Annotated in this window: 19 protein-coding genes; 9 read left to right on the top strand and 10 right to left on the bottom strand. The window is 66.0% G+C overall.

Annotated features, from left to right (window positions below):
* Window positions 1-49 precede the first annotated feature (49 nt).
* The 5 genes from EJO69_RS11260 to EJO69_RS11240 all read right to left on the bottom strand — a co-directional run bounded on the left by EJO69_RS11260 (window position 50) and on the right by EJO69_RS11240 (window position 8,144).
* Window positions 50-1,828: an ABC transporter ATP-binding protein gene (locus EJO69_RS11260; protein ID WP_126041884.1), complete on the bottom strand. Its 1,779-nt coding sequence runs from the start codon at window positions 1,826-1,828 to the stop codon at window positions 50-52.
* Window positions 1,825-2,844: an ABC transporter permease gene (locus EJO69_RS11255; protein WP_126041882.1), complete on the bottom strand. Its 1,020-nt coding sequence runs from the start codon at window positions 2,842-2,844 to the stop codon at window positions 1,825-1,827. The genes EJO69_RS11260 and EJO69_RS11255 overlap by 4 nt, the downstream gene beginning before the upstream one ends.
* Before the next feature lie 37 nt (window positions 2,845-2,881).
* Window positions 2,882-4,369: an ABC transporter permease gene (locus tag EJO69_RS11250; RefSeq protein ID WP_245993652.1), complete on the bottom strand. Its 1,488-nt coding sequence runs from the start codon at window positions 4,367-4,369 to the stop codon at window positions 2,882-2,884.
* A 305-nt stretch (window positions 4,370-4,674) separates the two neighbouring features.
* The gene (locus EJO69_RS11245; RefSeq protein ID WP_245993650.1) at window positions 4,675-6,501 is read right to left on the bottom strand and encodes an ABC transporter substrate-binding protein; all 1,827 of its coding nucleotides are present in this window, start codon (window positions 6,499-6,501) and stop codon (window positions 4,675-4,677) included.
* Window positions 6,502-6,908: 407 nt separating this feature from the next.
* Window positions 6,909-8,144 (bottom strand): M18 family aminopeptidase, encoded by a 1,236-nt coding sequence (locus tag EJO69_RS11240; RefSeq protein ID WP_126041876.1) that lies wholly within the window; start codon window positions 8,142-8,144, stop codon window positions 6,909-6,911.
* A gap of 216 nt (window positions 8,145-8,360) precedes the next feature.
* On the opposite strand from EJO69_RS11240, the gene EJO69_RS11235 reads away from it, so the two are divergent.
* Window positions 8,361-8,903 carry a YceI family protein gene (locus EJO69_RS11235; protein WP_126041874.1) on the top strand — a complete coding sequence of 181 codons (543 nt, stop codon included), beginning with the start codon at window positions 8,361-8,363 and terminating at the stop codon, window positions 8,901-8,903.
* Between the two features lie 85 nt (window positions 8,904-8,988).
* Here EJO69_RS11235 and EJO69_RS11230 read toward each other — a convergent pair whose 3' ends face one another.
* Together EJO69_RS11230 and EJO69_RS11225 are read right to left on the bottom strand one after the other, a co-directional pair.
* Window positions 8,989-9,576 (bottom strand): GNAT family N-acetyltransferase, encoded by a 588-nt coding sequence (locus EJO69_RS11230; RefSeq protein WP_126041872.1) that lies wholly within the window; start codon window positions 9,574-9,576, stop codon window positions 8,989-8,991.
* Window positions 9,573-10,424 carry a ketopantoate reductase family protein gene (locus EJO69_RS11225; protein WP_126041870.1) on the bottom strand — a complete coding sequence of 284 codons (852 nt, stop codon included), beginning with the start codon at window positions 10,422-10,424 and terminating at the stop codon, window positions 9,573-9,575. The genes EJO69_RS11230 and EJO69_RS11225 overlap by 4 nt, the downstream gene beginning before the upstream one ends.
* 111 nt (window positions 10,425-10,535) lie before the next feature.
* Here EJO69_RS11225 and zupT point away from each other — a divergent pair, with 111 nt between their 5' ends.
* Window positions 10,536-11,339 carry a zinc transporter ZupT gene (gene zupT, locus EJO69_RS11220; protein WP_126041868.1) on the top strand — a complete coding sequence of 268 codons (804 nt, stop codon included), beginning with the start codon at window positions 10,536-10,538 and terminating at the stop codon, window positions 11,337-11,339.
* A gap of 103 nt (window positions 11,340-11,442) precedes the next feature.
* On the opposite strand, the gene EJO69_RS11215 is transcribed toward zupT, so the two are convergent.
* Together EJO69_RS11215 and tpx are read right to left on the bottom strand one after the other, a co-directional pair.
* A complete protein-coding gene (locus EJO69_RS11215; RefSeq protein ID WP_126041866.1) occupies window positions 11,443-12,444 on the bottom strand; it encodes a patatin-like phospholipase family protein in 1,002 nt (333 codons plus the stop codon).
* Between the two features lie 97 nt (window positions 12,445-12,541).
* Complete coding sequence (gene tpx, locus EJO69_RS11210) at window positions 12,542-13,042, bottom strand: thiol peroxidase (protein ID WP_126041864.1); 501 nt, start codon at window positions 13,040-13,042, stop codon at window positions 12,542-12,544.
* A gap of 100 nt (window positions 13,043-13,142) precedes the next feature.
* On the opposite strand from tpx, the gene EJO69_RS11205 reads away from it, so the two are divergent.
* The 6 genes from EJO69_RS11205 to EJO69_RS11180 all read left to right on the top strand — a co-directional run bounded on the left by EJO69_RS11205 (window position 13,143) and on the right by EJO69_RS11180 (window position 22,177).
* Complete coding sequence (locus tag EJO69_RS11205) at window positions 13,143-14,273, top strand: metallophosphoesterase family protein (protein WP_126041862.1); 1,131 nt, start codon at window positions 13,143-13,145, stop codon at window positions 14,271-14,273.
* Window positions 14,270-16,861 carry an AAA family ATPase gene (locus tag EJO69_RS11200; protein ID WP_126041860.1) on the top strand — a complete coding sequence of 864 codons (2,592 nt, stop codon included), beginning with the start codon at window positions 14,270-14,272 and terminating at the stop codon, window positions 16,859-16,861. Before EJO69_RS11205 ends, EJO69_RS11200 begins: the two co-directional genes overlap by 4 nt.
* Window positions 16,848-17,675 carry a pseudouridine synthase gene (locus tag EJO69_RS12390; protein ID WP_164519955.1) on the top strand — a complete coding sequence of 276 codons (828 nt, stop codon included), beginning with the start codon at window positions 16,848-16,850 and terminating at the stop codon, window positions 17,673-17,675. The genes EJO69_RS11200 and EJO69_RS12390 overlap by 14 nt, the downstream gene beginning before the upstream one ends.
* Window positions 17,676-17,733: 58 nt before the next feature.
* Window positions 17,734-18,618: a patatin-like phospholipase family protein gene (locus tag EJO69_RS11190; RefSeq protein WP_126041856.1), complete on the top strand. Its 885-nt coding sequence runs from the start codon at window positions 17,734-17,736 to the stop codon at window positions 18,616-18,618.
* A gap of 145 nt (window positions 18,619-18,763) precedes the next feature.
* On the top strand, window positions 18,764-19,834 hold the full coding sequence (locus EJO69_RS11185) for a DUF808 domain-containing protein (protein ID WP_126041854.1): 1,071 nt from the start codon (window positions 18,764-18,766) through the stop codon (window positions 19,832-19,834).
* A 132-nt stretch (window positions 19,835-19,966) separates the two neighbouring features.
* On the top strand, window positions 19,967-22,177 hold the full coding sequence (locus EJO69_RS11180; protein WP_126041853.1) for an NADP-dependent isocitrate dehydrogenase: 2,211 nt from the start codon (window positions 19,967-19,969) through the stop codon (window positions 22,175-22,177).
* Window positions 22,178-22,228: 51 nt separating this feature from the next.
* On the opposite strand, the gene EJO69_RS11175 is transcribed toward EJO69_RS11180, so the two are convergent.
* Complete coding sequence (locus EJO69_RS11175; protein ID WP_126041851.1) at window positions 22,229-22,906, bottom strand: hypothetical protein; 678 nt, start codon at window positions 22,904-22,906, stop codon at window positions 22,229-22,231.
* 183 nt (window positions 22,907-23,089) lie between these two features.
* Here EJO69_RS11175 and gndA point away from each other — a divergent pair, with 183 nt between their 5' ends.
* Window positions 23,090-24,526: an NADP-dependent phosphogluconate dehydrogenase gene (gene gndA, locus EJO69_RS11170; protein ID WP_126041849.1), complete on the top strand. Its 1,437-nt coding sequence runs from the start codon at window positions 23,090-23,092 to the stop codon at window positions 24,524-24,526.

Genomic DNA, 24,526 nt, shown 5'->3' with positions numbered 1-24,526 from the left:
CAGTGGGGGTGCGGACCGGACGGTCCGCACCCCCACTGCTGATGATCTGTCAGATCTTGAGCTCGGAGATGTCCTCGCCGAACTCCCGCAGGAGCCTGTGGCGCTCCTCGCGGCGGCGCTTCTGCTCGAGCGGCTCCGGAACCGGAGCGGCGGCGATGAGACGCTTGGTGTACTCCTGCTTGGGATCGTGGAGGACGTCCGCACACAGACCCTGCTCGACGACCTTGCCGTTCTGCAGGACGACGACACGGTTGGCCATGAGGTCGACGACTGCGAGATCGTGGGAGATGAAGAGGCAGGCGAAGCCGAACTCATCCTGCAGTTCAGCCAGCATCTTGAGCACCGTGGCCTGGACCGACACGTCGAGAGCCGAGGTCGGCTCATCAGCGATGAGGAGGGCCGGGTTGAGGGCGAGCGCACGGGCGATCGACACACGCTGGCGCTGACCGCCGGACAGCTCGTGCGGGAACCTGTTGAAGGTCGACCGCGGCAGCTGGACGGCATCGAGCAGCTCGTAGACTCGGTCCTGCTGCTCCTGCTTGGTGCCGACCCTGTGGACGACGAGCGGCTCAGCGATCGTGTCACCCACGGGGAAGCGCGGGTTGAGGGAGGCGGCCGGGTCCTGGAAGATGACGCCGACATCCTTACGGACTGCCTTCTGCTCCTCCTTGTTCCGGCCGATCATGTTCTGGCCGAACAGCTTGACCTCGCCGCCGGCTGCGGGCTGGAGGCCGAGGATGCACTTGCCGATGGTCGACTTGCCGGAGCCGGACTCGCCGACGAGACCGACGATCTCACGTTCGGCGACATCGAACGACACCTCGTCGACGGCCCGGAACGGCTCTTTGCCCCACACGTCGTACTCGACGATGAGGTCCTTCGCCTGAAGGACGGTCTTCGACAGGTCGAGCGAGTCCTTCGTCAGCTCCTTGAGACCGAACTGGGCGCGGCCCTGGCCGAGGTGCGGGACAGCCCGCAGGAGGCGCTGCGTGTACGGGTGCTTCGGATGGTTGAGGACCTCGGTCACGCTGCCGGACTCGACGATGTTGCCGCGGAACATGACGTGAACACGGTCCGCCATATCCGCCACGACGCCCATCGAGTGGGTGATGAGGAGGATGCCGGTGTTGAGCTTGTCCTTGAGGGAGCGCAGCAGGTCGAGGATATCGGCCTGAACCGTCACATCGAGAGCCGTGGTCGGCTCATCGGCAACGATGACTGCGGGATTGCAGGAGATCGCGATCGCGATGACGACGCGCTGGCGCTGACCGCCCGAGAGCTCGTGCGGGTACTGCTTGATGCGGCCCTCGGGGTTGTCGATGCCGACCATGCGGAGCAGCTCGACTGCGCGAGCCTCTGCCGCACTGCCGTACGCGATCTCGTGAAGCTCAAGAGCCTCGGTGATCTGCGTACCGATCGTGAGAACCGGGTTGAGGGCCGTCATCGGCTCCTGGAACACCATGGCGATATCCACGCCGCGCAGGCGACGCCATCCCCTCGCCGACATCGACCGCACCGCGTGTCCGGCCACGGTGATCTCACCGTCGACGGCCGCGTTGCCGGGAAGCAGGCCGAGGGCCGACATCGAGGTCACGGACTTGCCGGAGCCGGACTCGCCCACGAGGGCGACCACTTCACCGGGATGGATGTCGATGTCGACGCCGCGGACGGCGTGGACACGACCGAACTCCGTGCCGAACTGAACGTCGAGGTCACTGAACGACAGAACCGGGTGGTCCGTCTTCTCGTGGACCTTGACGATGTCCTTGCGGCCCGCCTGGCGGTGGGCCTCGCGGTCCTTCTTCGCTTTGCTGCTGCCGAAGATCATGCCTTGGCCACCTTCTTGAATCGCTTGGCTTTGCCCTTCTGGCGGGGATCGAACGCATCGCGCAGGCCGTCGCCGATGAAGTTGACGGACAGGGCGATCGCGAGGATGAAGCCCGCGGGCCAATAGAACAGCCACGGCTGGCTCGAGAACTTCTGCTGGTACTGCGAGATCAGCAGGCCGAGTGACGTGTCGGGGGACTTGACGCCGAAGCCGAGGAACGACAGCGACGTCTCCAGGAGGATCGCGGCCGCGATGGCGAGCGTCGCCGAGACGATGATCGTGCCGAGGGCGTTCGGGAGGATGTGCTTGATGATGATGCGGGGCGTCGAAGCACCCAGCGCCTGCGCCGCATAGACGAACTCGCGCTCACGGAGTGACAGCACCTCGCCGCGCACGAGGCGGGCCAGGGACGTCCACGAGAGGAAGCCGAGCAGGAGGGCGAGCATGATGATGCCGCCTCCGAGGCGCTCGCTGGCGAGCTGGCCGACGACGGCCGCGAGGAGGAGCAGCGGGATGACGATGAAGAGATCGGTCATGCGCATGAGGATCGTCTCGACCCAGCCGCGCAGGTAACCCGACAGGGCGCCGATGATCGTGCCGATAAGAGTTGAGACGATGCCGACGATGAAGGCGATGATGATCGAGCGCTGCGTACCGCGCATGATGAGCGCGAAGTAGTCCTTGCCCGCCGTGTCCTGACCCATCGGGTGCTCACCGAGCGTGAACCAGCCGAGGGTGGGCGCACGATCATTGACGATCGGGTGCGTCGACTCGTAGCCGTACTTCCACCAGCCCGGCACGGGGCCGAAGCCGATCGAGGAGAAGGCGAGGACGATGATGAAGAGGAAGACCACGAGCGAGATCATCGCCGCGCGGTGGCGGAGGAAGCGCCGCAGGACGAGCTGGCCCTGCGAGTACGACTTATTCGTCGTCGAATCCAAAACCTCGTCATCGAGTTCGGCGACGTTGAAATTTCCCACAGCCGCCATGTGGGCCTTCGGATCGGTGTTGTCCATTACGAGTCACTCCTCAGAATTCCATTGACCATGCGACTCACCGTCTGATCCTCGGGTCGATGTACGCGTACATGATGTCGGCCAGCATGTTCATGAGCACGGCGATACCGCCCGTCACGATGAAGAAGGCCATGACCGGGTCCGGGTCGACATTCCTCAGGCCCGTCTCGAACAGCTCACCCATGCCCTTCCAGCCGAACACCTTCTCTGTGATGACGGCGCCGCCGATGAGGGAGGCGAAGTCGAAGGCGACGATGGTGGTGATGGGAAGAAGAGCGTTGCGGAAGGCATGGCGCGTCATGACCGTGTGCTCGGGGAGTCCCTTGGCGCGGGCCGTACGGACGTAGTCCTGTCCGAGCACCTCGAGCATCGACGACCGCGTGTATCGCGTGTACGAGGCCACCGACATGAGGGTGAGCGACAGCGTCGGGAGAATGAGGTGCGTCGAGGTGTCGAGAAGGGACAGCCAGAAGTCGTCGGCACCCCGGAAGTTCGGTGACATCGAGCCGATCGTTGAGATCGGGCGACCCCGAACCAGCTCGACATAGTCGGACCAGTTGCGCGCAAGGTAGTCGACGAGGACGGCGAAGCCGACCGAGACGACAGTCCAGATGCTCGCCCATGTGATTGAGCGCTTCGCGTATCCGCCGAAGACCTGGCTGATGACGACTGCGAGGGCAACGCCGGCGAGCAGGAGAACGATGAGGAACGTCCACGTCGGCTGCTCGAGACGCTCGGCGAAGATGACGACGAGCAGGACCATCGCGCCGGCCGAGCCGAGCGCGCTGAAGATCGCGCGTCGGTTGGTGATGCTGGACAGCAGAGCTGTGAACATGACAGCTGCTGCGATGCCCGTCGTGATCGGCATCCACAGGCCTGCGATGGGGTTGTCGACCCAGTCGGTCACGTCGAGAATGACGAAGACCGCGGCGGCGGCTGCGAAGGCGACGGCCCCGCTGATGATCCGGTTCTTCATCGGTCCGGCGATGATCGCCTGGACGAAGACAGCGAAGATGCCCGCCACCAACACAATGAAGACTGTGTTGAACGCTGGTTCCGCCAACCAGTTGTTGAATCGGATCGCGCCGAACTCCTTGAGGAGCACCGCGAAGACGAATGCCGGCAGCGAGTAGAAGACAAAGGCGATGAAGGTGACGCTGTAGTCGAAGCCGGAGTACTGGCGGATCGCTGCCATGACGCCGAAGAAGACACCGACGAGGATGCCGAGGATCGTCGCGAGCAGGACGAGGCGAATCGTCGACTCGGCAGCATTGGCGAGCAGCGCGTTGACGTCCTGTCCGGAGCGGTTCTCACCGAAGTCACACTGGAGGCGGACGCAGCCGAGGATTCCTCGGAGCCAGTCCCCGTAGCGGACTATCCAGGGGTCGTTCAGCCGCATCTGAGCGACGCGCTGATCGATGCGGTTCTGTCGATTGGCATCGTTCTGTTCGCGAAGATCCGCAAGAGGGTCGCCCGAGTGGACCGTCAGGCCATAGACCAGGAACGATGCGAAAAAGAGAATCATCAGGGATATCCCGATTCTCTTCAATACAAATTTGAACACGTCTCGTACTTCTTTCTGGAAGTTGTGTCCCAAGCTCTTCGGAAGCTGATCCGCCCGCGACAAGTACGTTGAGTGAGGGTGGCCTCGGAACACACTGTACGCATTGTAGGGGGACGCTCCCCCCTGTGCGAAATCTAATTTCCGCCCGTGACCTGCGTGCGAGTGGACGCATAGTCAAAGTGAAGCCGCGCAGCGGCAGGAAGCAGGCTGTATACCGTTCCCGCCGCTGCGCGGCTTTCAGTTGGGACTTTCAGAGTTCGGAGACCCTACCAGGTCCACTCTTCAGCGTTCCACACAACGCCGGTCTGCGTGAGGTTGCGCTCAACGTTCTGCAGGCCTTCGGTGTGGGCGACGATGCCCGGATGGGCGTAGATGGGCAGGTTGAAGAGATCGTTCCAGAGCTCAGTCTCGATGATCTTCTTCGACTCGAGCCAGACGTTCTCGTCGAGGCTGCCATTGATCTTGTCCCACTCGGCGTCGACGGTCTCGTTCGACCACGCGTGGTAGTTCTGCTGACCATTGGTGTGGTAGATGTTGCGGCCCGAGACGATCTGGCCGGAGCCGGACCATGCGAAGAGCGCAATGTCGTAGTTGCCGGTGTCGAGGGCGCCACCCGGTGCGAAGAAGTCGGCGGAGCCGATGTCCTCAACGGTGATGCCGGCCTCTGCACAGGAGGACTGGATCAGAGCGACAGTGTCGGAGCGACGCTGGTTCGGTGCGGAGTAGCCGATGCGGACGGTCGGGTTCTCGACGCCGGAGGCCTCGACGAGCTCGGTCGCACGTTCGATGTCAACGGTGTCGTAGCGGCCGTCGTAGGCTGCGTCGAGGACCTCGTCGTAGTCGGCATCGCTCGGGAAGTACTCGCGGAGGTTCATGACCTCAGTCTCCTCATCGAGGGGACGGACGAGACGCTCGACGATGTCTTCGCGCGGTGCACAGTAGGCGAATGCCTCACGGAGCTCGAAGCCGCCGTTCGCATCAGAGAAGACGGAGCCTTCGGCCCAGTTGTAGTCGAGGTGCTCCCAGATCATGGTCGGACCCGTGAGGATCTCGATGCCGTCCATCGCCTCGAGCGAGTCGAGTGCGACCTGGGTGCCCTGCGGCTCGATGACGTTGACGTCCTGGTTCTCGAGTGCCTGGAGCTGACCCTCGGGAGCGATGAAGCGGAAGACGAGCTCTTCAACGCCGGGGGCCTCGCCCCACCAGTCCGGGTTCGGGACGAGCGTGATGTACTCGCCGGGCTGCCAGCCACCCTCCATGTAGGTGAAGGGACCGAAGGAGGGAACCTCTTCGATGGGCTGGATCTCGCCCGGGTTCGGGGAGTACCAGTTGTTCCACGCGTCGGCGACCTGCTGGGCCACCTCGAAGTCCTCGTTCTTGAAGGCCTCGAACAGCTCTTCCTTCGACAGTCCGACCTTCTCGGCCATGACGTGTGACGGAAGCGCCGAGGAGATCACGAGCTCCCAGTCGGGGTTCGGTGCGTTGTAGGTGACGGTGAACGACTTGTCGCCGGTCTCGCACTCGGGGCCGTTCTCAACGGGGAGCGCGTAGGTGCCGGAGTCAGAGACGTGGTCGAACAGGGGGGCGCCGCTGCCGTCCTCGTTCGTGTTGCCGGCTTCTGCTTGGCCGTCGAGGATCCACTGCGGGTTCTGGGAGACCCAGTCCATGTAGTAATCCTCGCACGTGATCGGGGTGCCACCCTGGTAGACGGCCTCCTCGTTGATCGTGTATTCCACGGTCAGCGGGTCATCCGAGATCATCTCGTACGAGCCGAGGTCGGTGCCGTTCTGCCATTCGCCGTTCGCATTGAAGAAGCCGAAGCCCGTCGACATGCGCTCGTTGATGACCGAGTTGTGGGTCGAGTACGTGCTCGACAGGAAACCGTTGTAGCCGTTGTACTCATCGGCGCCCGTCGTGAACGACACGACGCCGTCGGGGCCAGCGGCGTCGCCGTTGTCGCCGCCGTCGGTGGTCTCCGTGTCGGTCCCACCTGTTGTCTCTTCTGCGTCATCGCTATCCGCGGTACATGCGCTGAGCACCAATGCTGCAGCGGCCGTCGCAGCGATAAGCGAATATGTCTTTCTACGCTTCACTGTGTCACCTTTGATCTGTGTAATGAAATTGCTTCGCGGCATCCATCCCGGGGGATGAAAGCCGCGGAGTTGGCTTGTCCAACAGGGTCGAGACCCAGTTGTCTTAAGTCACTGCAGTATACATAACCGCATGGTGCTGTCGAACACATCGCCCACGTACCGGGCCGTTTTATCAAGTTGTTATACTCGACGGCCTGTTGGGCGGCGCCCGGCGTCCGAACCTGAGGGCCCCGCCAACCGCCACGAACTGCCCCTGCCAGAGTCATATCGACCATGACCACATCGGTGCCCACGGAGTTCTCAGTGCACGCGAATCGGCGCACACCCGCCGCACCGTCGGCGTCCTGACGCGCACGTACGGCGATGCGGAGGCGCATGCCCGGCGCGCCCCCGCATGTCCAGATGGTCTAGGCGATCTCCCAATAGGCCGCGATGGCCTTCGCCATCGCCTCGATGTCGTCCACGTGGCTGAGCTCGCGGATTGAATGCATCGACAGCAGCGGCGCGCCCACATCGAGCGTCCTGATGCCGAGCCGCGTCGCAGTGAGCGGCCCGATCGTCGAGCCACAGGGCACGTCATTGCGCGAGACGAAGTCCTGGCCCGCGACACCGGCGTGGCCGAGCACCCTGCTCCAGAGCGCGGTGCCCCAGCCATCCGTCATGTACGCCTGGTTGGCGTTGTGCTTGAGGAGGGGCCCGCCCCCGAGCACGGGGCGGTGCGCGGGATCGTGCTTGTCGGCGTAGTTGGGGTGGACGGCGTGACCGCAGTCGGCGCTCAGGCACGACGAGCGCGCGAAGGCCTGCTGAATCTCATCCTCCGTCTCCGCTCCCAGCGCCGCGGCCGTCCGCCGCAGGACTGTCTCGAGGATGGGACCGGCCGCCCCGGTCGGGGTCCCGGAGCCGATCTCCTCGTGGTCGAAGGCGGCGAGCACGGCGACGGAGCCGTTCGTCGCCGAGAGCTGCTCGAGCGCCTCCAGCGCCGCGTGGACGGAGAGGAGGTTGTCCTGCCTGCCCGCGGCGAAGAACTCACCCGCGGGACCGATCCGCTCGGGTGCCTGAGTATCCGCCGCGACCAGGTCGAATCCGAGGATCGGCTCTTCCACGCCGGCCGATTCGGCGACGTGGGCGAGCAGGTCCCCGCCTCCCACCGAGAAGATCGGGTGAAGGTGCTGCTGCCTGTTGAGATCGACCCCGTCCCGCGCGGAGCGGTCGAGGTGGATCGCGAGCTGCGGGATCACCATGATCGGTCCGGTGTTGACAAGGTGCTCCCCCGACTCGGTGACGACACGCCCGGCGAGCGCCAGGTCCCTGTTGAGCCACGAGTTCCCGAGCAGGCCACCATAGGTCTCGACGTTGACCTGTCCATAGCCCTCAACCTCGGACTGCGGCGTGGGCTTCACCTTGAAGGTCGGCGAATCGGTGTGCGCACCGACGATCGAGAAGCGCAGGTCGTCCATCTTCTCCGGGACCCACCAGGCGATGACGGCGCCGTCGCGGACCATGACGTGCCCCCCGGGGGAGGCGCGCCAGGGCTCCGTCTCCTTCTGTCTGCGATATCCGGCGCCCTCGAGCCGCCGGGCGACCTCGCGCGCGGCGTGGAAGGAGGAGGGGCTTGCTGAGATGAAAGAGGCATAGCGGTCCATGCCCCCAACGGTACCGGAGGGCCGGTCATCACACCGGCCCCGCCCCCGCTGCACGCCCGCGCGACAGACCGTCTGCCACCGCTCCAAACCCGGCGTGACGAGGCTCACCACATCGTTGAATTCGAAACGGTTGAAGTTTCAACCATCCCGTGTCAGACTGGGTACCAGCGCGGCAGACAACCGCCCACCAGATCCCCAACATCGAAGGACACTCGCATGACAACTCTCAACACGCTCTCCGGCACCTACACCCTCGACCCCTCGCACACGCAGCTCGGCTTCGTCGCCCGTCACGCCATGGTGACCAAGGTCCGCGGCCGCTTCTCCGACTTCGAGGGCACGGCAACGACCGGCGAGAACCTTGAGAACGCGAAGATCACCGTCACGATCAAGGCAGACTCGATCGACACCCGCAACGAGGACCGCGACAACCACGTTCGCGGCGGAGACTTCTTCGACGTTGAGAACCACCCGGAGATCACCTTCGAGTCCACCGACATTGCCGCCTCCGGCGACTCGCTGGTCGTGACCGGCGACCTCACGATCAAGGGCACCACGAAGCCCGTCACCATCGACTTCGACTACATGGGCGTCGCAGAGGACCCGTTCGGCAACGAGCGCGTCGGCCTCGAGGGCTCCGTCGTCGTCAACCGCAAGGACTGGAACATCGACTTCGATGTCCCGCTCAAGACCGGCGGCCTCCTCGTCTCGGAGAAGATCACCCTCGAGTTCGAGATCTCGGCCATCAAGGCCGCCTGAACGCCTGAACGTCCGATGCCCGGCAGTCACCTGCCGGGCATCGTCCTATTCTGACCGCGCACTCGCTCTCGGGGCGCCAGCCGGTTCAGCCGTCGAGGCGCGGGCGCCACATGTAGTGCTCCGGCGTGGGAGCCGGCGTCGTGAGATCGCCGAGGTGGATGAAGCCCCGGGACTCGTAGAGCTTGGCGGAGCGCGCCGACGTCGCCTCGAGCCTGATCGGGTCTGTCCCGCACCGCTCAAGCCCCGCGTCGAGCAGAGCCGAGCCGACGCCCTTCCCTCGGGCGGAGTCATCGACGGCGATGACGGCGAGGTACCACGCTGGGAAAGGCAGGCGCACCCTGCTCGTCGCCGCGAGATAGCGCACGAGCGGAACCCATGCTCCCTTGGCCTGCCGCAGAAGCGACAGCGCCTGAGCCGGTGAGGGCGCCGGAAGATCGGCCCCGGGCGGCAGCCAGACAGCGCACCCGAGATACGCGTCGCCCTCACGCGCGACATCGATGTGGCCGATCCTGTGAACCCCTTCGACGACGATTCTGTAATACGCGGTCGTCAGCGCGACGGGGTCAGCCGTCCTGCGTAGGATCCAGCCGATCGAGGGATCTGCGGCGAACGTCCTCCCGAGGTGGTCCGCAATGGTTGCGAGGTCGCTCTCCCTCGCGGGGCTGATCATCATGACATCATCCTTGCTTCAATTCGATTCACTGCCGCCTCCAGTGCGGGGACGGGAATGCCGGCCGCTCTCGCCCTGCGGATGAGATCGTGGCCGAGGGCGTCGAGCTCTGTTCTGTTCCCCGCCTCGACGTCTCGCGCCAGGGACGACGATGAGTCGGGGGCAACCTTTGCCAGGTTGGCTCTGATCTGTTCGGGCGCCGTCGCCAGCCCCGATGCGGAGGCGATCGCGGCGACCTCGGCGATAAGGGCATCGCCCCCGTCGAGGGCGGGGCCGAGCGGCCTGCCGGTCGATGCCGTGAGCAGCGCCATCGGCGCGAGGAAGCGGAGCTTGCGCCACAGCACCTCCATCTCCCCTCCCCCGACCTCGACCTGGACCCCGCTCCGCCTCAGCATGGCGGTCACCTGCCAGTCCGCCGCAGCCTCCTCGACATCGACGATCGTGAAGGCGGAGTGATGAATGAGCCGGCCCGGTGCGATCCGCTCGGCGACGATTTTGATCGAGCCGCAGGTGATCCGCGGCGCCGGGAGCTCGTGGACCCGATCGACGTGGGCGACGCCGTTGAACAGGGCGAGGATCTCCGCCGGCCGCGAGCGCGCCACGCTGTCGGTGATCTCGGGCAGGGAGTACGACTTCGTGGCGAGGATGATCGAGGATCCGGGGCTCGGTTCGGTGCGTGCTGGGACGCTGACCAGCGAGTCTCCGTGGTGGACTGAGGTCAGCTCGAGCCCGCGCTCGTTGATGAGCGCGGCAGTCTCGGGCCTCGCGACCACCTCGACGTCTATTCCACTGTTCTTCGCGATGACGGCGAGGACGCCGCCGACCCCGCCGGGGCCAATGATGCTGAGCACGATTCCCAGCCTACTGCCGGTCGACGAGGGCGATGAAATTCCCCTTCTGCCACGAAAGTCCTACAATTTCGGTTATCCGAAACCTTAGGGTGGATTCTCGAGAGGTGTTCAATGGATTCGGGAAATATTCTCTTCGCGTTCGCGATCACGACCGCCGCGGGACTGTCCACCGCCATCGGCGGCTTCATCGCCTTCTTCTCGCGCAGACAGTCGGCCGGCTTCCTGTCATCGATGCTCGGCTTCTCGGCCGGAGTCATGATCTACGTGTCGATGATCGAGATCTTCCCGAAGGCGCAGGATGCTCTGACCGCGGACCTCGGGGACCGGATGGGCACGTGGGTGACGGTCCTCGGCTTCTTCGGCGGGATCGCCCTCATCGCCTTCATCGACAAGGTCGTGCCGTCGGAGATGAACCCGCACGAGATCACCAATGCGACGACCGGCATCGACGTCAAGCAGCGGGCGCGGCTCATGCGGATGGGCCTCCTGACCGCAACCGCCATCGCCATCCACAACTTCCCGGAGGGCTTCGCGACGTTCCTGTCGACCGTCAACGACCCCGAGGTCGGCATCCCCATCGCCATCGCCATCGGCCTGCACAATATCCCCGAGGGGATCGCGGTCTCCGTCCCGATCTTCTATGCCACCGGCAGCCGTCGGAAAGCATTCTGGCTGACGGCGGCCTCCGGCCTCGCCGAGCCGCTCGGCGCCCTCGTCGGCTTCCTCGTCCTCACGACCTTCGTGTCGGACACGCTCATGGGAATGTCACTCGCCGCGGTCGCCGGCATCATGATCTTCATCAGCGTCGATGAGCTCCTCCCCTCAGCCGAGGAGTTCGGCAAGCACCACATCGCAATCTACTCGATGGTGGCGGGGATGGGAGTCATGGCGCTGTCCCTCCTCCTCATGATGTGAACCCACGGAGGTGTGCCTCGGCGGGCGGGTCGCCACAGCCGCGTCCCGACACGTGTCCACACCTCATCCCTCTGAGCGGACGCCCGTGTCGCTGAGGGACCCGTCAGATCTCAGCCTCGTCGAACGCCTCGGCGGCCAGACGCCGCCCGACTTCGATGACCTCGGCCGCCTTGTGGAAATCGAGTGTGCCGCTCACTGAGGCGGGGATGGTGATGGTGACGTTCGCAGGGTGGGCTGCTGCCCGGTACCGCTCGATGAGGGCCTGCATCGTCTCGAGCGACATGTTGACGACGCTCATCGTGTTGAGATCCTGGGGCAGTCTGCCGATCTCATAGAGAGGCGTCGCCTCGCCCGGATCCGCAGACTCCGTAGACGTGGGCTCGACGCCGTTCGGCGCCGGCTCGACGCCATCGGCGGATTCGCCCTCCTTGAGCCGCTCCTCGCCCCGCTTGAACAGGCCCACGTCGATGAGCCCTGACATGCCTCGGCGCAGACGCTCTGCCAGGGTTTCCCGATCCTCGTCGTCTGAGTCGATGGCGACCGAAACGGGTCTGACCCTGTTGGGCCGGCCCGCCAGCGAGACGGCAACGGTGAGGTCCGAGGGGACGGCCGTTGTCGGCTCGACCGGCACGGGGTTGAGCAGCCCGCCGTCGGCGAGGATCCTGCCGTTGATGACGACGGGGGTGATGAAGGTCGGCAGTGCGCTCGATGCCCTCATCGCCATCTCCAGCGAGCCCCGCTGGAACCAGACCTCCCGGTGGTTGACGATGTCGGTCGCGACGGCCGTGAACGGAATGGGGAGATCCTCGATGTTGACATGATCGAGGATCTCGCCGATCGCGCCGAAGATGCGATCGGCTTTGATGATGCCGGGCTGGGAGAGCGCAAGATCGTAGAGGCGCAGCACATCGAGCTGCGTCAGCCCCGTTGCCCAGTCGGTGAACTCGTCGAGCCTGCCCGCGGCCTCGAGTCCGCCGATGATCGAGCCCATCGACGTCCCGGAGATCGCGGCGATCTCGTGGCCGCGTCTCTTGATCTCCTCGATGACCCCGATGTGCGCATATCCGCGTGCGCCGCCGGATCCGAGGACCAGCGCAATTCTCATGACTCCCCCATCAGCTCGTGCCCCCACGCTACTCGGGCCACCGGTCCTCCGGGTGAGGATCGCCGGATGCGGGGGGGGCGGTTCTGCGACGTGTCGCTCACGCGTCCATGACGGCCTGCGCGGCCCTCTCATAGTCCGGTTCATCGGATGTGTTGGAGACCTGCTCGGTGTAGACGACTGTGCCCTCCTCGTCGATGACGACGACCGAACGGGACAGCAGCGTCTCGATCGGCCCGTTCGCCATGGCGACACCGTAGTCCTCGCCGAAGGTGGACCGGAAGGCGGAGGCGGTGACGACGTTCTCGATCCCCTCGACCGCACAGAACCGGTTGAGGGCGAAGGGCAGGTCACGTGACACGCAGATGACTGTCGTGTTCGGCAGGTCGTCCGCGATCTGGTTGAACCTCCTCGCGGCCGTCGCGCACACCCCCGTGTCGATCGAGGGGAAGATATTGAGGACAAGGCGGCGCCCCGCGAAGTCTGCGGAGGCGATGTCCTCGAGGTCGGGGCCGACCAGGGAGAACTCGGGGGCCTGTGAGCCCACCTCGGGCAGGGCGCCCACCGTCTGAACCGTCTGACCGCGATAGATGATATCCATCTCGCCATTGTCGGCCGAGCCGCGGCCAGTCCTCGACAGCTTTCCCAGACGGCGAACGGCCGTGCCTCTTCTGCCCGACTCGGATCGTACAGTGGGTGGCATGAGGGAACCCGTCACGTTCATCCATTCGGCCGACTGGCAGCTCGGCATGACCCGCAGGTACCTGAGCGATGAGGCTCAGGCCCGGTTCACGGGCGACCGGGTTGCGACCATCAGGACCATCGGCGACCTGGCCGAGCGCGAGGATGCTCAGTTCATCGTCGTCGCCGGCGATGTCTTCGAGACTCCCAACCTGTCGCGCCGGGATATCGGCCGTGCGTGCGAGGCGATGGCAGAGATCGGCCGTCCCATCTTCCTCCTGCCCGGCAATCACGATCCGCTCGGCCCCGGCTCGATCTGGACGAGGCGCGACCTCACCGACAGCCTGCCCGACAGCGTCACCGTCCTCGACGGAGAGGGACCGTTCGAGGTCTCCCGCGACGTCGAGATCGTCGCCGTTCCGTGGCGATCGAAGGATCCGGGTCGGGATCCGGTCACCGGCATCCTCGACACTCTTGAGCCGACCGAGAAGACCCGCATCCTCGTCGGCCACGGGATGCTCGATGAACTCGACCCTGACCGGGACTCGACGAAGACGGTTGATACCGGTGCCCTCCGTCAGGCCGTCACAGACGGGCTCGTCGACTATGTGGCTCTCGGCGATCGCCACATCTGCTGGATCGACGAGGTCACCGGAGCGGTCAACTATTCGGGTGCCCACGAGTCGACGAGCTTCCGGGAGTCAACGCGGGGCACCGTGCTCTCGGTGAGGATCGAGGATGGCAGGGCACGCGCAGAGCGCCGCGAGGTCGGCACCTGGCTCCACACGGAGCTCACGCGGGAGCTCACCTCCTCGGCGGATCTCGACCTGCTGCGGGAGGACCTCGCCGCCGTCTGGCAGAAGGACCGGGCTATCGTCCGCACGGAGCTGTCGGGGACACTGTCCATGGCCGCCGCCGCAGAGCTCGACAGACTGCTCGACGACCAGCAGCAGATCTTCGCCGCGATCTTCCCGTGGGAGAGAAAGAAGTTGGAGCTCGTCATCATCCCCGACGAATCGGACGAGGATGCACTCGGACTGTCGGGCTTCGCGGCCGATGCGATGGCGGAGCTGCGGGAGCTCGCCGAGGGCGGCAGCCAGAGCGCGAACGATGCGCTGAGGCTCCTCTACCGGCTGGGAGGTGCCCGATGAGGCTCCTCTCCCTGCGGGTCAAGGATTTCCGCGGTATCGACGCCGAGGAGGTGAGCTTCAGCGATGGCATCACCGTCGTCGCCGGCCGGAACGAGGCCGGAAAGACCTCCCTGGTCGACGCCTTCGACTTCCTCATCAAGCACAAGGCGACCTCGCGGCGCGAGGAGATCAATCGGGCCCAGCCCTATCGAACCGAGGCGGGCCCCGAGGTCGAGGCCGAGTTCATCATCGGCAACGAACGCGTGTCCTATCGCAAGCGCTGGCTGACGAAGCCGGAGACGGTTCTCGCGTTCCTCGAGGGACCCCGCGCCGGACAGACCCTGGTCGCCGATGAGGCGCACCTGGCGGCCGACGAGCTGTGGGGCAGCCTTGACAGCCAGCTGTGGGAGGCCTCGCGTCTCATGCAGGCGAGCGCCCTCGACCAGAGCCCCCTGAGCTCATGCAGCGCCCTCCAGCGGGCTCTCGAGGCGCAGGCCGGTGGGACGATCGATGACGGGTCGAGCGGCCCCCTCATGGAGCGCGTCACCGCGGAGGCCGACAGGTACTACCAGCCGAAGCGGGGCGATTTCAGCAGGTCGACTAAGGCAGCCGTGGAGCGGGTGACGGCCGCCGAGAAGCGGCTCGCGGAGGCGAAGGACGCACTCGAGGAGCTGTCCGACCTCGTCACGACCCTCGTCGCCCTCGAAGCAGATATCGACGATCAGCAGGCTGTGCTTGATGGGCAGCGCCGCGACCTGGGTGGTCTTGCCGCCCAGGCGGAGTCGGCGCGGGCGAATCAATCGGCTCTCGAGGCGGCGACACGAACGGTCGAGACCGCCCAGCGGGACTGCGATGACGCGAAGGCCCAGCTGGCCGCCCGAGAGGCACTCGTCGTCGCCGCGGAGAATGCCGGCAGCGCCCTCGCCGAGCTTCTCGCAGCCGAGGCCTCCGCGAAGGAATCACTTGCTCCGCTCGAGGAGTCGGTGAGCGACACTCGCGACACGATCACCCGGCTGAAGTCCGAGTTGACGGACGTGAAGAAGTCCCTCGCCTCCGCCCGGCGCTTCGAGGAGCAGAGCCGCACGAAGACCGCCGTCGAGCGGCTCCAGGGCCAGCTCGACGACTGCGACCGGCTGACGAAAGAGATCGCCGAACTCGAGGCGGGCAGCGTCCCGGTCGACGGCACGGTCCTCGACCGGGTCGTCGAGCTCGAGCAGAGCATCGCAATCGCCGAGGCCACGGCGAACGCGGGCGCCGCTCGCGTCCGCGTCGAATCCCTCGGCAACCCCGAGGCCATCCTCCTCGACGGCGCGGAGCAGATCCTCGGGCCCGAGGCGTTCGAGCAGGCGATTCTCGACGAGCTCGTCATCGAGATCCCCGGCCAGCTGAGATTCACCGTCACCCCTGACATCGCCGCAGGCGGCAGCAGGCGAGACATCGATCGCCTTCGCGAGGAGCGCCGGGAGATCCTCGCCGACGCGGGCGTCGAATCGACCTCCGAACTCAAGGAGGCGATCCGCAGGTGTGAGGAGACGGCGGCGGAGATCGTCCGTCTCAAGGATCGCCGCACGGACCGGCTTGAGGGCAGGGAAGAGAGCGTCATCCGTGACGAGCTGTCGCGCCTCCTCGCCTCGCTTGAGCGCGGTGAGGAGGCCGTCGAGGGCGACATCGATGCCCTCGTCGCCCGCCAGGAGCAGCTGGAGGTCGAACGGGAGACAGCCGACGCGGTACTCGACTCCCACCTGCGCGAGGCCGATCTGCTCCGAACGCGGCTCGCCGAGACGGAGGGCCAGGTCAAGAACCAGCAGATCGTCACCACACGCGCCACCGAGGATCTCGCGGACGCGCGATCCCGGTGCTCCGATGAGGACCTCGAGAAGGCCCTGGCTGAGAGCACCGCTGCGCTGACGGCGGCCCAGTCGGACGTCGCGAAGGCGAAGCGTCTGCTCGATGAATCGGGCGGCGCCGCCGTCCTCACCGATTATGAGCTCCAGGTCAAGCACGTCGAGGGTCTGCAGAAGATACTCGGGGACGTCCGGCACGAGCACGGGGTCACTCTCGGAATCCTCGATGCGAAGAACAGGGATGGCATCCAGTCCGCCCATGACAGGGCTGAGCACGAGCTTCAGCAGGCCGTCGCCGAGCGTGATTCGATCCTGGCTCGAGCCGAGGCGGCACGGCTGCTCGAAGAGGTCCTCGCGCGGCACCAGAAGGAGACGCACCGGCGGTACATCGAGCCCTTCCGATCAGCCCTGCGCGACCTGGGCCGGGCCACGTACCAGGACCCGAGCTTCGACGTCGACGTCTCCGACCAGCTTGAGGTGGTCAGCAGGTCGATGGGGGGAACGACGATTCCCTTCGAGAGCCTGTCGACGGGGGCGAAGGAGCAGATGTCGATCCTCATCCGGCTCGCCACAGCCTCCCTCGTCTCGCCCGATGATGCTGTCCCGATCCTCTTCGACGACACGCTCGGCTACTCGGACCGGACGCGGCTCCGCCGCATCGTCGACGCGATCGGCTCGGCCGACGGGGTCGGCCAGATCATCATCTTCACGGCGAATGAGGACCGGTTCGCGGGCCTGGACAGCGCGGCCCGTGTCCGGATCTGAGCCCCGCCGGGGCGTCCATCCCGTCATCATCGCTCTGCCGCCGGGGCCGAGCATTGAGGAGCGGCTGTGGATGGCACTGTCCGAGAAGGGCGCCGATATCTCGCTCGCCGCGGTCCGGGCCGCCCTCGACCGCGGCGACGCGGGGCTGCTCGGTGAGTCGCGCGCCTTCGTCCACCGTCCGGTCCCGGACGAGGCCGACATCGACCTGCCCGTCATCCTCGAGACCGACCGCCTCCTCATCATCGACAAGCCGCACGGGATCGCCGCCACACCCCAGGGCGCTTTTGTCGCCCGATCGGTGCTCGTCCAGGCGCGCCGACAGTTCGGCGACGACGTCGCATGCGCGCACCGCCTCGACCGGGCCACCGCGGGTCTCATGCTCCTCGTCCGCCACCCGCGCTTCCGCGGGGTATATCAGTCGCTCTTCGAACGGCGCCGGGTCGAGAAGACCTACCGCTTCATCGCTCCCCTGAGAGCCATCCCGCCCATCCGCTCCTCACGACTCGTCCAGCGCCGGACATCGGTCACCGAGGTCCCCGGCGAGCCCAACGCCATGACCGAGTTCCGCATGATCGAGTCCCGCGGCGAGTGGGCGCACTACGAGGCGCGGCCGCTGACGGGGCAGATGCACCAGATCCGCGCGCATGCCGCCGCCCTCGACATCCCCATCCTTGGCGACACGCTCTACGGACCGGGCGAGAGCTTCCCCGACCGGATCGAACTCCTGGCGCTCGGCCTGGAATTCACCGATCCGGTCGATGGCACGCCCGTCGTCGCCCGCTCCCGACGGTCGCTCGCCCTCCCCGCCGACTGACGTCCACTGTCAGGACCATCGATCGAGCACGACGCGTATCCTGTCCTCGGAGGAGAACATGTCTTTGCACAGCAACGTGACCGATACAGCTCTGATCTTCGAGGGTGGGGGCATGAGGGCCTCGTACACCTCGGCGACGATCGCCACTCTGCTCGACAGCGAGATCTTCATCGACTGGGTCGCCGGGATCTCCGCCGGCTCATCGAACGCGATCAACTACCTCTCACGCGACCCGGGACGGGCGCGCCTGTCCTTCACCGAGTTCGCCTCGGATCCCAACTTCGGCGGAATGAGGACGCTCCTGCGTGGGCAGGGGCTGTTCAACGCCAACTACATCTACCAGCAGACCTCGGGACCGGATGAGGCCCTGCCGTTCGACATGGCGACGTATGAGGCGAACCCGGCGCGGATTCGGATCGGCGGTTTCAATGCGGTGACCGGAGAGACGGTCTATTGGACGCGGGAGGACCTGGCCACACTGGCCGACATCATGAACCGCGTCCAGGCGTCGTCGACGATGCCGGGGCTCATGCCGGTCGTCACGATCGGCGACGAGGAATGGGTGGACGGCGCCATCGGCACCTCGGGCGGCGTCGCCCTCGACGCGGCGGAGGCCGATGGCTTCGAGAAGTTCCTCGTCATCCTCACCCAGCCGCGCAGCTACTGGAAGACACCGCCGAGGAACCCGCGGCTGTTCGAGCGGATCTTCCGCAGGTACCCCGCCATCGCCGACGCCCTCATCACCCGCGCGGATCGCTACAACGCGACGAAGGAGCGGCTCCTCGACCTCGAGAAGCAGGGCCGTGCCGTCCTCTTCTTCCCCGAGCACCTGACGGTGACGTCAACAGAGAAGAACGTGGCGAAGCTGAGTGCCGCCTACGCGGCGGGACTCGCTCAATCGCGGCGCGAAGCGCCCCTGTGGCGGGAGTTCCTCGGCCTGTGACAGTGCTGCGGCTCTGGTCTGTCGCCGCGCCCGCAGCATCCACGCCCCGGTCGAATGAGTCGCATATCCATGGGGAGCGGGATCGGTTCCGGCGTGAGATAGTTGGCGCTATCTGCCGCGACCGGCAGAGAAAGGACGGCTGGCGATGGCTGGTGGACTCGTTGCACTTCTCGATGACGTGGCGGCCCTCGCTCGTCTGGCCGCGGCGTCGGTCGACGATGTCGCGGCAGGCGCGATGAAGGCGAGCGCCAAGGCCGCGGGCGTCGTCATCGACGACGCGGCGGTGACCCCGCAGTACCTGGACGGCGTCAAGCCGGACCGGGAGCTGCCGATGATCCGGCGCATCGCGACTGGATCGATCAGGAACAAGCTGGTCTTCATCCTGCCCGTCATCCTCCTCCTCTCCCAGTTCCTGCCCTGGGTGCTCACTCCCCTGCTCATGCTCGGCGGCACCTACCTCTGCTACGAGGGCGCCGAGAAGGTGTACGAGAAGGTGCGCGGCAAGCATGCCGAGAAGGAGGAGCCGGCGGTCCTCCACGGCAGGGATGCGGAGAATCAGATCGTCCGCAGCGCGATCATCACCGACTTCGTCCTCTCCGCCGAGATCATGGTCATCTCCCTCGACCAGGTCATCGACGAGTCATTCTGGGTCCGGACCGCCATCCTCATCGTCGTCGCCATCCTCATCACCATCGCCGTCTACGGAGCGGTCGGCCTCCTGGTGAAGATGGACGACGCGGGCCTCAGACTCGCCGAGCGGGACTCCGGGACGGCGAAGAGGATCGGCATCGGCCTCGTCAATGCGATGCCGAAGGTCATGAACGCGATCACGATCATCGGCACCTTTGCCATGCTGTGGGTCGGCGGACACATTGTTCTCAACGGGATCCACGAGCTCGGGTTCGACCCGATCTACGATATGATCCACAGCCTCGCCGCCCGAGTCGAGGGCGTGGCCACGGTCGGCGGCGTGCTCGCGTGGCTCGTCGACACGATCGTCTCTCTCCTCTTCGGCCTACTGTGGGGCCTCATTGTCCTCGCCGTCGTCCATCCGATCCTCGTCCGGATCGGACGCGCCAAGAAGATTGAGAAGACGACAGCACCGGCCACCCCGGCGACCGGTGCCGATGCATCCAGTTCAGCGGAACCGTCGGACGAGGTTGGTGGCGGCACTGTCGCACGGGGGCCTGCCGAGACCGAGCCGGACCCGCGTTGATCCTCACCCGCGCTCCACAGCCGAAGCGGGAACGGAGGCGCCGCACAGCCTCTGGGCGGCGATGTGTCAGTGGTTCGAGGCGGTCTTGGATATTGTGGTGAGGAACCATTCTCTACGAGGAGGGCCCCGCGCATGTCGCCCATGATCTACACGTACACCGATGAAGCACCGATGCTGGCAACGGAATCGTTCCTTCCCATACTCCAGGCGTTCGCCGCACAGGCGGATGTGGCGGTCGAGACCCGAGATATCTCCCTGGCCGGCCGCATCATCGCGGCGCTCTCGGATCACCTGCCCGAGGAGCAGCGCCAGGCGGATGCTCTGGCTGAGCTCGGCGAGCTGGCGAAGACGCCCGAGGCCAACATCATCAAACTGCCGAACATCTCCGCCTCCATGCCGCAGCTCAAGGCAGCGATCGAGGAGCTCCAGGCCGCGGGCATCGCCGTCCCGGACTACCCCGACAATCCGGTGACGGATGAGGAGCGGGACATCAGGGCCCGCTACGACTCGGTCAAGGGCTCGGCCGTCAACCCGGTCCTGCGTGAGGGAAACTCCGACAGGCGCGCGCCCCAGGTCATCAAGAACTACACCCGCCGCCACCCCCATTCCATGGGCGCATGGTCCGCCGACTCGACGACCGAGGTGGCGACGATGGCGGGCGATGACTTCCGCTCGAACGAGCAGACGGTCGTCATGGACTCCGACGACGTTCTCTCGATCGTCCACGTCGGCGACTCCGGCGAGACTGTCCTGCGCGACTCGATCCGCGTCCTCAGCGGCGAGGTCATCGACGCGACCATCATGTCCGCCGCGGCCCTCGACCGGTTCCTCGTCGGGCAGGTCAACGCCGCGAAGGAAAAGGGTGTTCTCTTCTCCGTGCACCTCAAGGCGACGATGATGAAGGTGTCCGACCCGATCATCTTCGGCCACGTCGTTCGCGCCTTCTTCCCCCGCACCTTTGCCGAGTACGGCCCGGATCTCGACCGAGCGGGCCTGACGGCGGACAACGGGCTCGCCGTCATCTTCGACGGGCTGGCGCGCCTCGAGAACGGTGAGGAGATTCGCCGCTCCTTCGATGAGGAGATGGCGGGCGGCCCCGCCCTCGCGATGGTCGACTCCGACCGCGGCATCACCAACCTCCACGTCCCCTCGGACGTCATCGTCGACGCCTCGATGCCGGCGATGATCCGCAGCTCCGGCCACATGTGGGGGCCCGACGGCAAGGAGGCGGATACGCTCGCCGTCATCCCCGACTCCTCCTACGCCGGGGTGTACTCAACCGTTATCGCGGACTGCCGGACGAACGGCGCCTTCGATCCGACGACAATGGGCACGGTCCCGAACGTCGGCCTCATGGCACAGAAGGCCGAGGAGTACGGCTCGCACGACAAGACATTCGAGATGTCGGCGGCCGGGACCGTCGAAGTTCGCAATGCCGCAGGCGACGTGCTGCTCGCCCTGCCGGTCGCCGCGGGCGATATCTTCCGCGCCTGCCAGACGAAGGATGCGCCGATCCGCGACTGGGTCTCCCTTGCCGTCCGCCGTGCACGGATCTCGGGAATGCCGGCGATCTTCTGGCTCGACCCTGAGCGCTCGCACGACCGCGCCCTCATCGAGAAGGTCCGCACCTACCTCCAGGACGAGGAGACGGATGGCCTCGACCTCAAGATCCTCTCCCCGGTTGAGGCCACCCAGGCGACGGTCGATCGTCTGCGCCGCGGCGAGGACACGATTTCGGTGACCGGCAATGTCCTGCGCGACTACCTCACGGATCTGTTCCCGATCCTCGAACTCGGAACGTCCGCGAAGATGCTGTCGGTCGTTCCGCTCATGAACGGCGGCGGCCTCTTCGAGACCGGCGCGGGCGGATCCGCGCCGAAGCACGTCCAGCAGCTGCAGGAGGAGAACCACCTGCGCTGGGACTCCCTCGGCGAGTTCCTCGCCCTTGCCGAGTCCCTCCGCCACCAGGCGCGGACCGAGGGCACGGAGCGCCCCCGCATCCTCGCCGATGCGCTGGATGCCGCCACGGAGCGTCTCCTCGACGAGGGACGCTCGCCGTCCCGCCGTGTCGGTGAGATCGATAATCGCGGCAGCCACTTCTATCTGGCTCTGTACTGGTCACGCGCCCTCGCCGATCAGGTCGAGGACGCCGACCTCGCGGCCGTCTTCTCCCCCGTCGCAGATGCACTCGAGGAGAACGAGGATGCCATCGCCCGCGAACTCGCGGAGATCCAGGGAAGCCCGGTCGATCTCGGCGGGTACTACCGCCCCGACGCGGAGAAGACGGCGGCCGTCATGCGGCCCTCGGCGACGCTCAACGCGATCATCGACCCGCTCCGGTAGAGAGCTGTCGATCAGCTCTGTGGGACCGGCGCACTCGCGCCGGTCCCACATTCATGTGTCGAGAGGATCATGTTTCAGGGTCTCGGAGAGCCAGCTGTGGAGTTGACCGCTGCCGTGGAGCCGGTCGATCGTCTGCTGCTGGTCGACGTCCTCGAGGTCGATGACGATGAGGACTCGATCGTCCTTCCCGCGGCCGACAATCGCCTCGCCATCCTCGCTGCCCGCCCACTCCAGCGAGGGCCTGCATCCGAGTTCGGCGATCGCCCGCCAGAGCCGTTCGGCACGCTCCTCGTAGCGCGGGCTGAACCGCTTCTCCACGTTCTCGGGCGCGTCGGGCAGTCCGTCGGGGACGCGCGGGAACGGACCCCTCGCCTCGTCCGACCGCTCGGGAATGAGGCGGAGAACGTCGCCGACCTGGACGACGCCGTGCTGGGTGGGCAGCGCCCAGAGTCCGAATTCGTCGATCTCGACCCCGTCGAATCGGGCTGTGCCGACGGCGAATGACCGATCGACGAGGTCGAGGAGGCGCGAGTCATCCTTGATGACGACCGTCGCCTCGGCCTCCTGCGAGGGTCGATCGGAGAAGAGGACCTCCGTGCCCGCCGAGGCGACAGCGAGAGACAGTCCGGCACCGATCGTCTGTGCCCGGCGTTCGACCATGCTGAAGTCGACCCGGATCTCCAGCGCCGCAAGCGTGGAGCCGGGGGTTCGCACTGAGACGACCTCCATAGCGACATCCTATGATGGCGGCCACCGCCGATGTTGGCGATCGGGAAGCGGGTGGAGAACGGACGGATGAGTGACGGCCCCTCCCCGCATCCTGAACGGAGCGGGCTCCCAGTTCACAGGTCATGCGAAGAAGTGGGAAGATCGACGTAGCGATCCGGGAGCGACCCGGAAGAAGGAGAGATCATGAGCGAGACTGCAGACATCGGAGTTGTCGGACTGGCGGTGATGGGAGCGAATCTCGCCCGGAACCTCGTGAGCCATGGATATTCGGTCGCCGTCTACAACCGAAGCTACAGCCGCACCGAGAAGCTCATGGCGGATCACGGCCATGAGGGCACGTTCATCCCCTCGTCGGACATCGCCGACTTCGTCGCATCGCTGTCACGCCCCCGCGTCGCCATCATCCTCGTCCAGGCCGGTGCGCCGACGGATGCCGTCATCGACCAGCTGGCGGAGCACATGGAGGAGGGCGACATCATCGTCGACTGCGGCAACGCCCACTTCAAGGACACGATCCGCCGCGAAGCGGCGATCCAGGCCCGCGGCCTCCACTTCGTCGGCGCCGGCATCTCCGGCGGTGAAGAGGGAGCCCTCGAGGGTCCGTCGATCATGCCGGGCGGCACACCCGAGTCGTACGAGCGGGTCGGTCCCATGCTCGAGAAGATCTCGGCCCACGTCGATGGCGAGCCGTGCTGCACCTACATCGGGGCGGACGGCGCCGGCCACTTCGTCAAAATGGTCCACAACGGCATCGAGTACGCGGACATGCAGCTGATCGCCGAGGCCTACGACCTGCTGCGGAAGGGTCTGGGCGACACCCCCGAACAGATCGCCGACATCTTCGAGAGCTGGATGGAGACCGAGCTCAACTCGTATCTCATCGAGATCACCGCCGAGGTGCTCCGCCAGTACGACGCGGAGACCGGCAAGCCGCTCGTCGACGTTATCGTCGATGCTGCGAGCCAGAAGGGCACGGGCGCATGGACCGTCCAGACCGCCCTCGAGCTCGGAGTGCCCGTCACCGGCATCGGCGAGGCGACCTTCGCTCGCGGACTGTCCTCCTCCCCGCTCCAGCGCGGCGCCTCGGCTCCGCTCGAGTCGCACGCGCTCAGCATCGAGGTTGAGGATCGCGACGAGTTCATCGAGCAGGTTCGTCAGGCGCTCTACGCGTCGAAGATCGTCGCCTACTCGCAGGGATTCGACCTCATCCAGGCCGCGGCCGACTTCTACGGCTGGGAGATCGACAAGGGCGAGCTCGCGAAGATCTGGCGTGCCGGCTGCATCATCCGGGCGATCTTCCTCAACGACATCACCGATGCCTACCGCGCCAACCCTGACCTGCCGCTGCTCATGGCAGATGAGCACTTCGCGCCGAAGATCAACGCCTGCATCCCCTCGCTCCGCCAGATCGTCTCGCGCGGCGCGCTGACGGCTATCCCGCTGCCCGCGTTCTCCTCGTCGCTTGCGTACTTCGACGGGGTCCGCGCCGACAGGCTTCCCGCCGCCCTCATCCAGGGGCAGCGCGACTTCTTCGGCGCCCACACCTACCTTCGTGTCGACAATGAGGGCGTCTACCACACCGAGTGGTCGGGCGACCGCACCGAGTCCCGCTGGGACTGA

Origin of the sequence: Flaviflexus salsibiostraticola, assembly GCF_003952265.1 — a bacterium.
In the GTDB taxonomy this organism is placed as follows: Bacteria; Actinomycetota; Actinomycetes; order Actinomycetales; family Actinomycetaceae; genus Flaviflexus; species Flaviflexus salsibiostraticola.
The sequence above is the reverse complement of the archived record's forward strand: the minus strand, read 5'-3'. Positions and strand labels throughout refer to the sequence as shown.

Coding starts and splice junctions, on each gene's coding strand:
- EJO69_RS11260 (WP_126041884.1), bottom strand. CDS start 1,828: ATGATCTTCGGCAGCAGCAAAGCGAAGAAGGACCGCGAGGCCCACCGC.
- EJO69_RS11255 (WP_126041882.1), bottom strand. CDS start 2,844: ATGGACAACACCGATCCGAAGGCCCACATGGCGGCTGTGGGAAATTTC.
- EJO69_RS11250 (WP_245993652.1), bottom strand. CDS start 4,369: ATGATTCTCTTTTTCGCATCGTTCCTGGTCTATGGCCTGACGGTCCAC.
- EJO69_RS11240 (WP_126041876.1), bottom strand. CDS start 8,144: ATGGACCGCTATGCCTCTTTCATCTCAGCAAGCCCCTCCTCCTTCCAC.
- EJO69_RS11235 (WP_126041874.1), top strand. CDS start 8,361: ATGACAACTCTCAACACGCTCTCCGGCACCTACACCCTCGACCCCTCG.
- EJO69_RS11230 (WP_126041872.1), bottom strand. CDS start 9,576: ATGATGATCAGCCCCGCGAGGGAGAGCGACCTCGCAACCATTGCGGAC.
- zupT (WP_126041868.1), top strand. CDS start 10,536: ATGGATTCGGGAAATATTCTCTTCGCGTTCGCGATCACGACCGCCGCG.
- EJO69_RS11215 (WP_126041866.1), bottom strand. CDS start 12,444: ATGAGAATTGCGCTGGTCCTCGGATCCGGCGGCGCACGCGGATATGCG.
- tpx (WP_126041864.1), bottom strand. CDS start 13,042: ATGGATATCATCTATCGCGGTCAGACGGTTCAGACGGTGGGCGCCCTG.
- EJO69_RS11205 (WP_126041862.1), top strand. CDS start 13,143: ATGAGGGAACCCGTCACGTTCATCCATTCGGCCGACTGGCAGCTCGGC.
- EJO69_RS11200 (WP_126041860.1), top strand. CDS start 14,270: ATGAGGCTCCTCTCCCTGCGGGTCAAGGATTTCCGCGGTATCGACGCC.
- EJO69_RS11190 (WP_126041856.1), top strand. CDS start 17,734: ATGTCTTTGCACAGCAACGTGACCGATACAGCTCTGATCTTCGAGGGT.
- EJO69_RS11185 (WP_126041854.1), top strand. CDS start 18,764: ATGGCTGGTGGACTCGTTGCACTTCTCGATGACGTGGCGGCCCTCGCT.
- EJO69_RS11180 (WP_126041853.1), top strand. CDS start 19,967: ATGTCGCCCATGATCTACACGTACACCGATGAAGCACCGATGCTGGCA.
- EJO69_RS11175 (WP_126041851.1), bottom strand. CDS start 22,906: ATGGAGGTCGTCTCAGTGCGAACCCCCGGCTCCACGCTTGCGGCGCTG.
- gndA (WP_126041849.1), top strand. CDS start 23,090: ATGAGCGAGACTGCAGACATCGGAGTTGTCGGACTGGCGGTGATGGGA.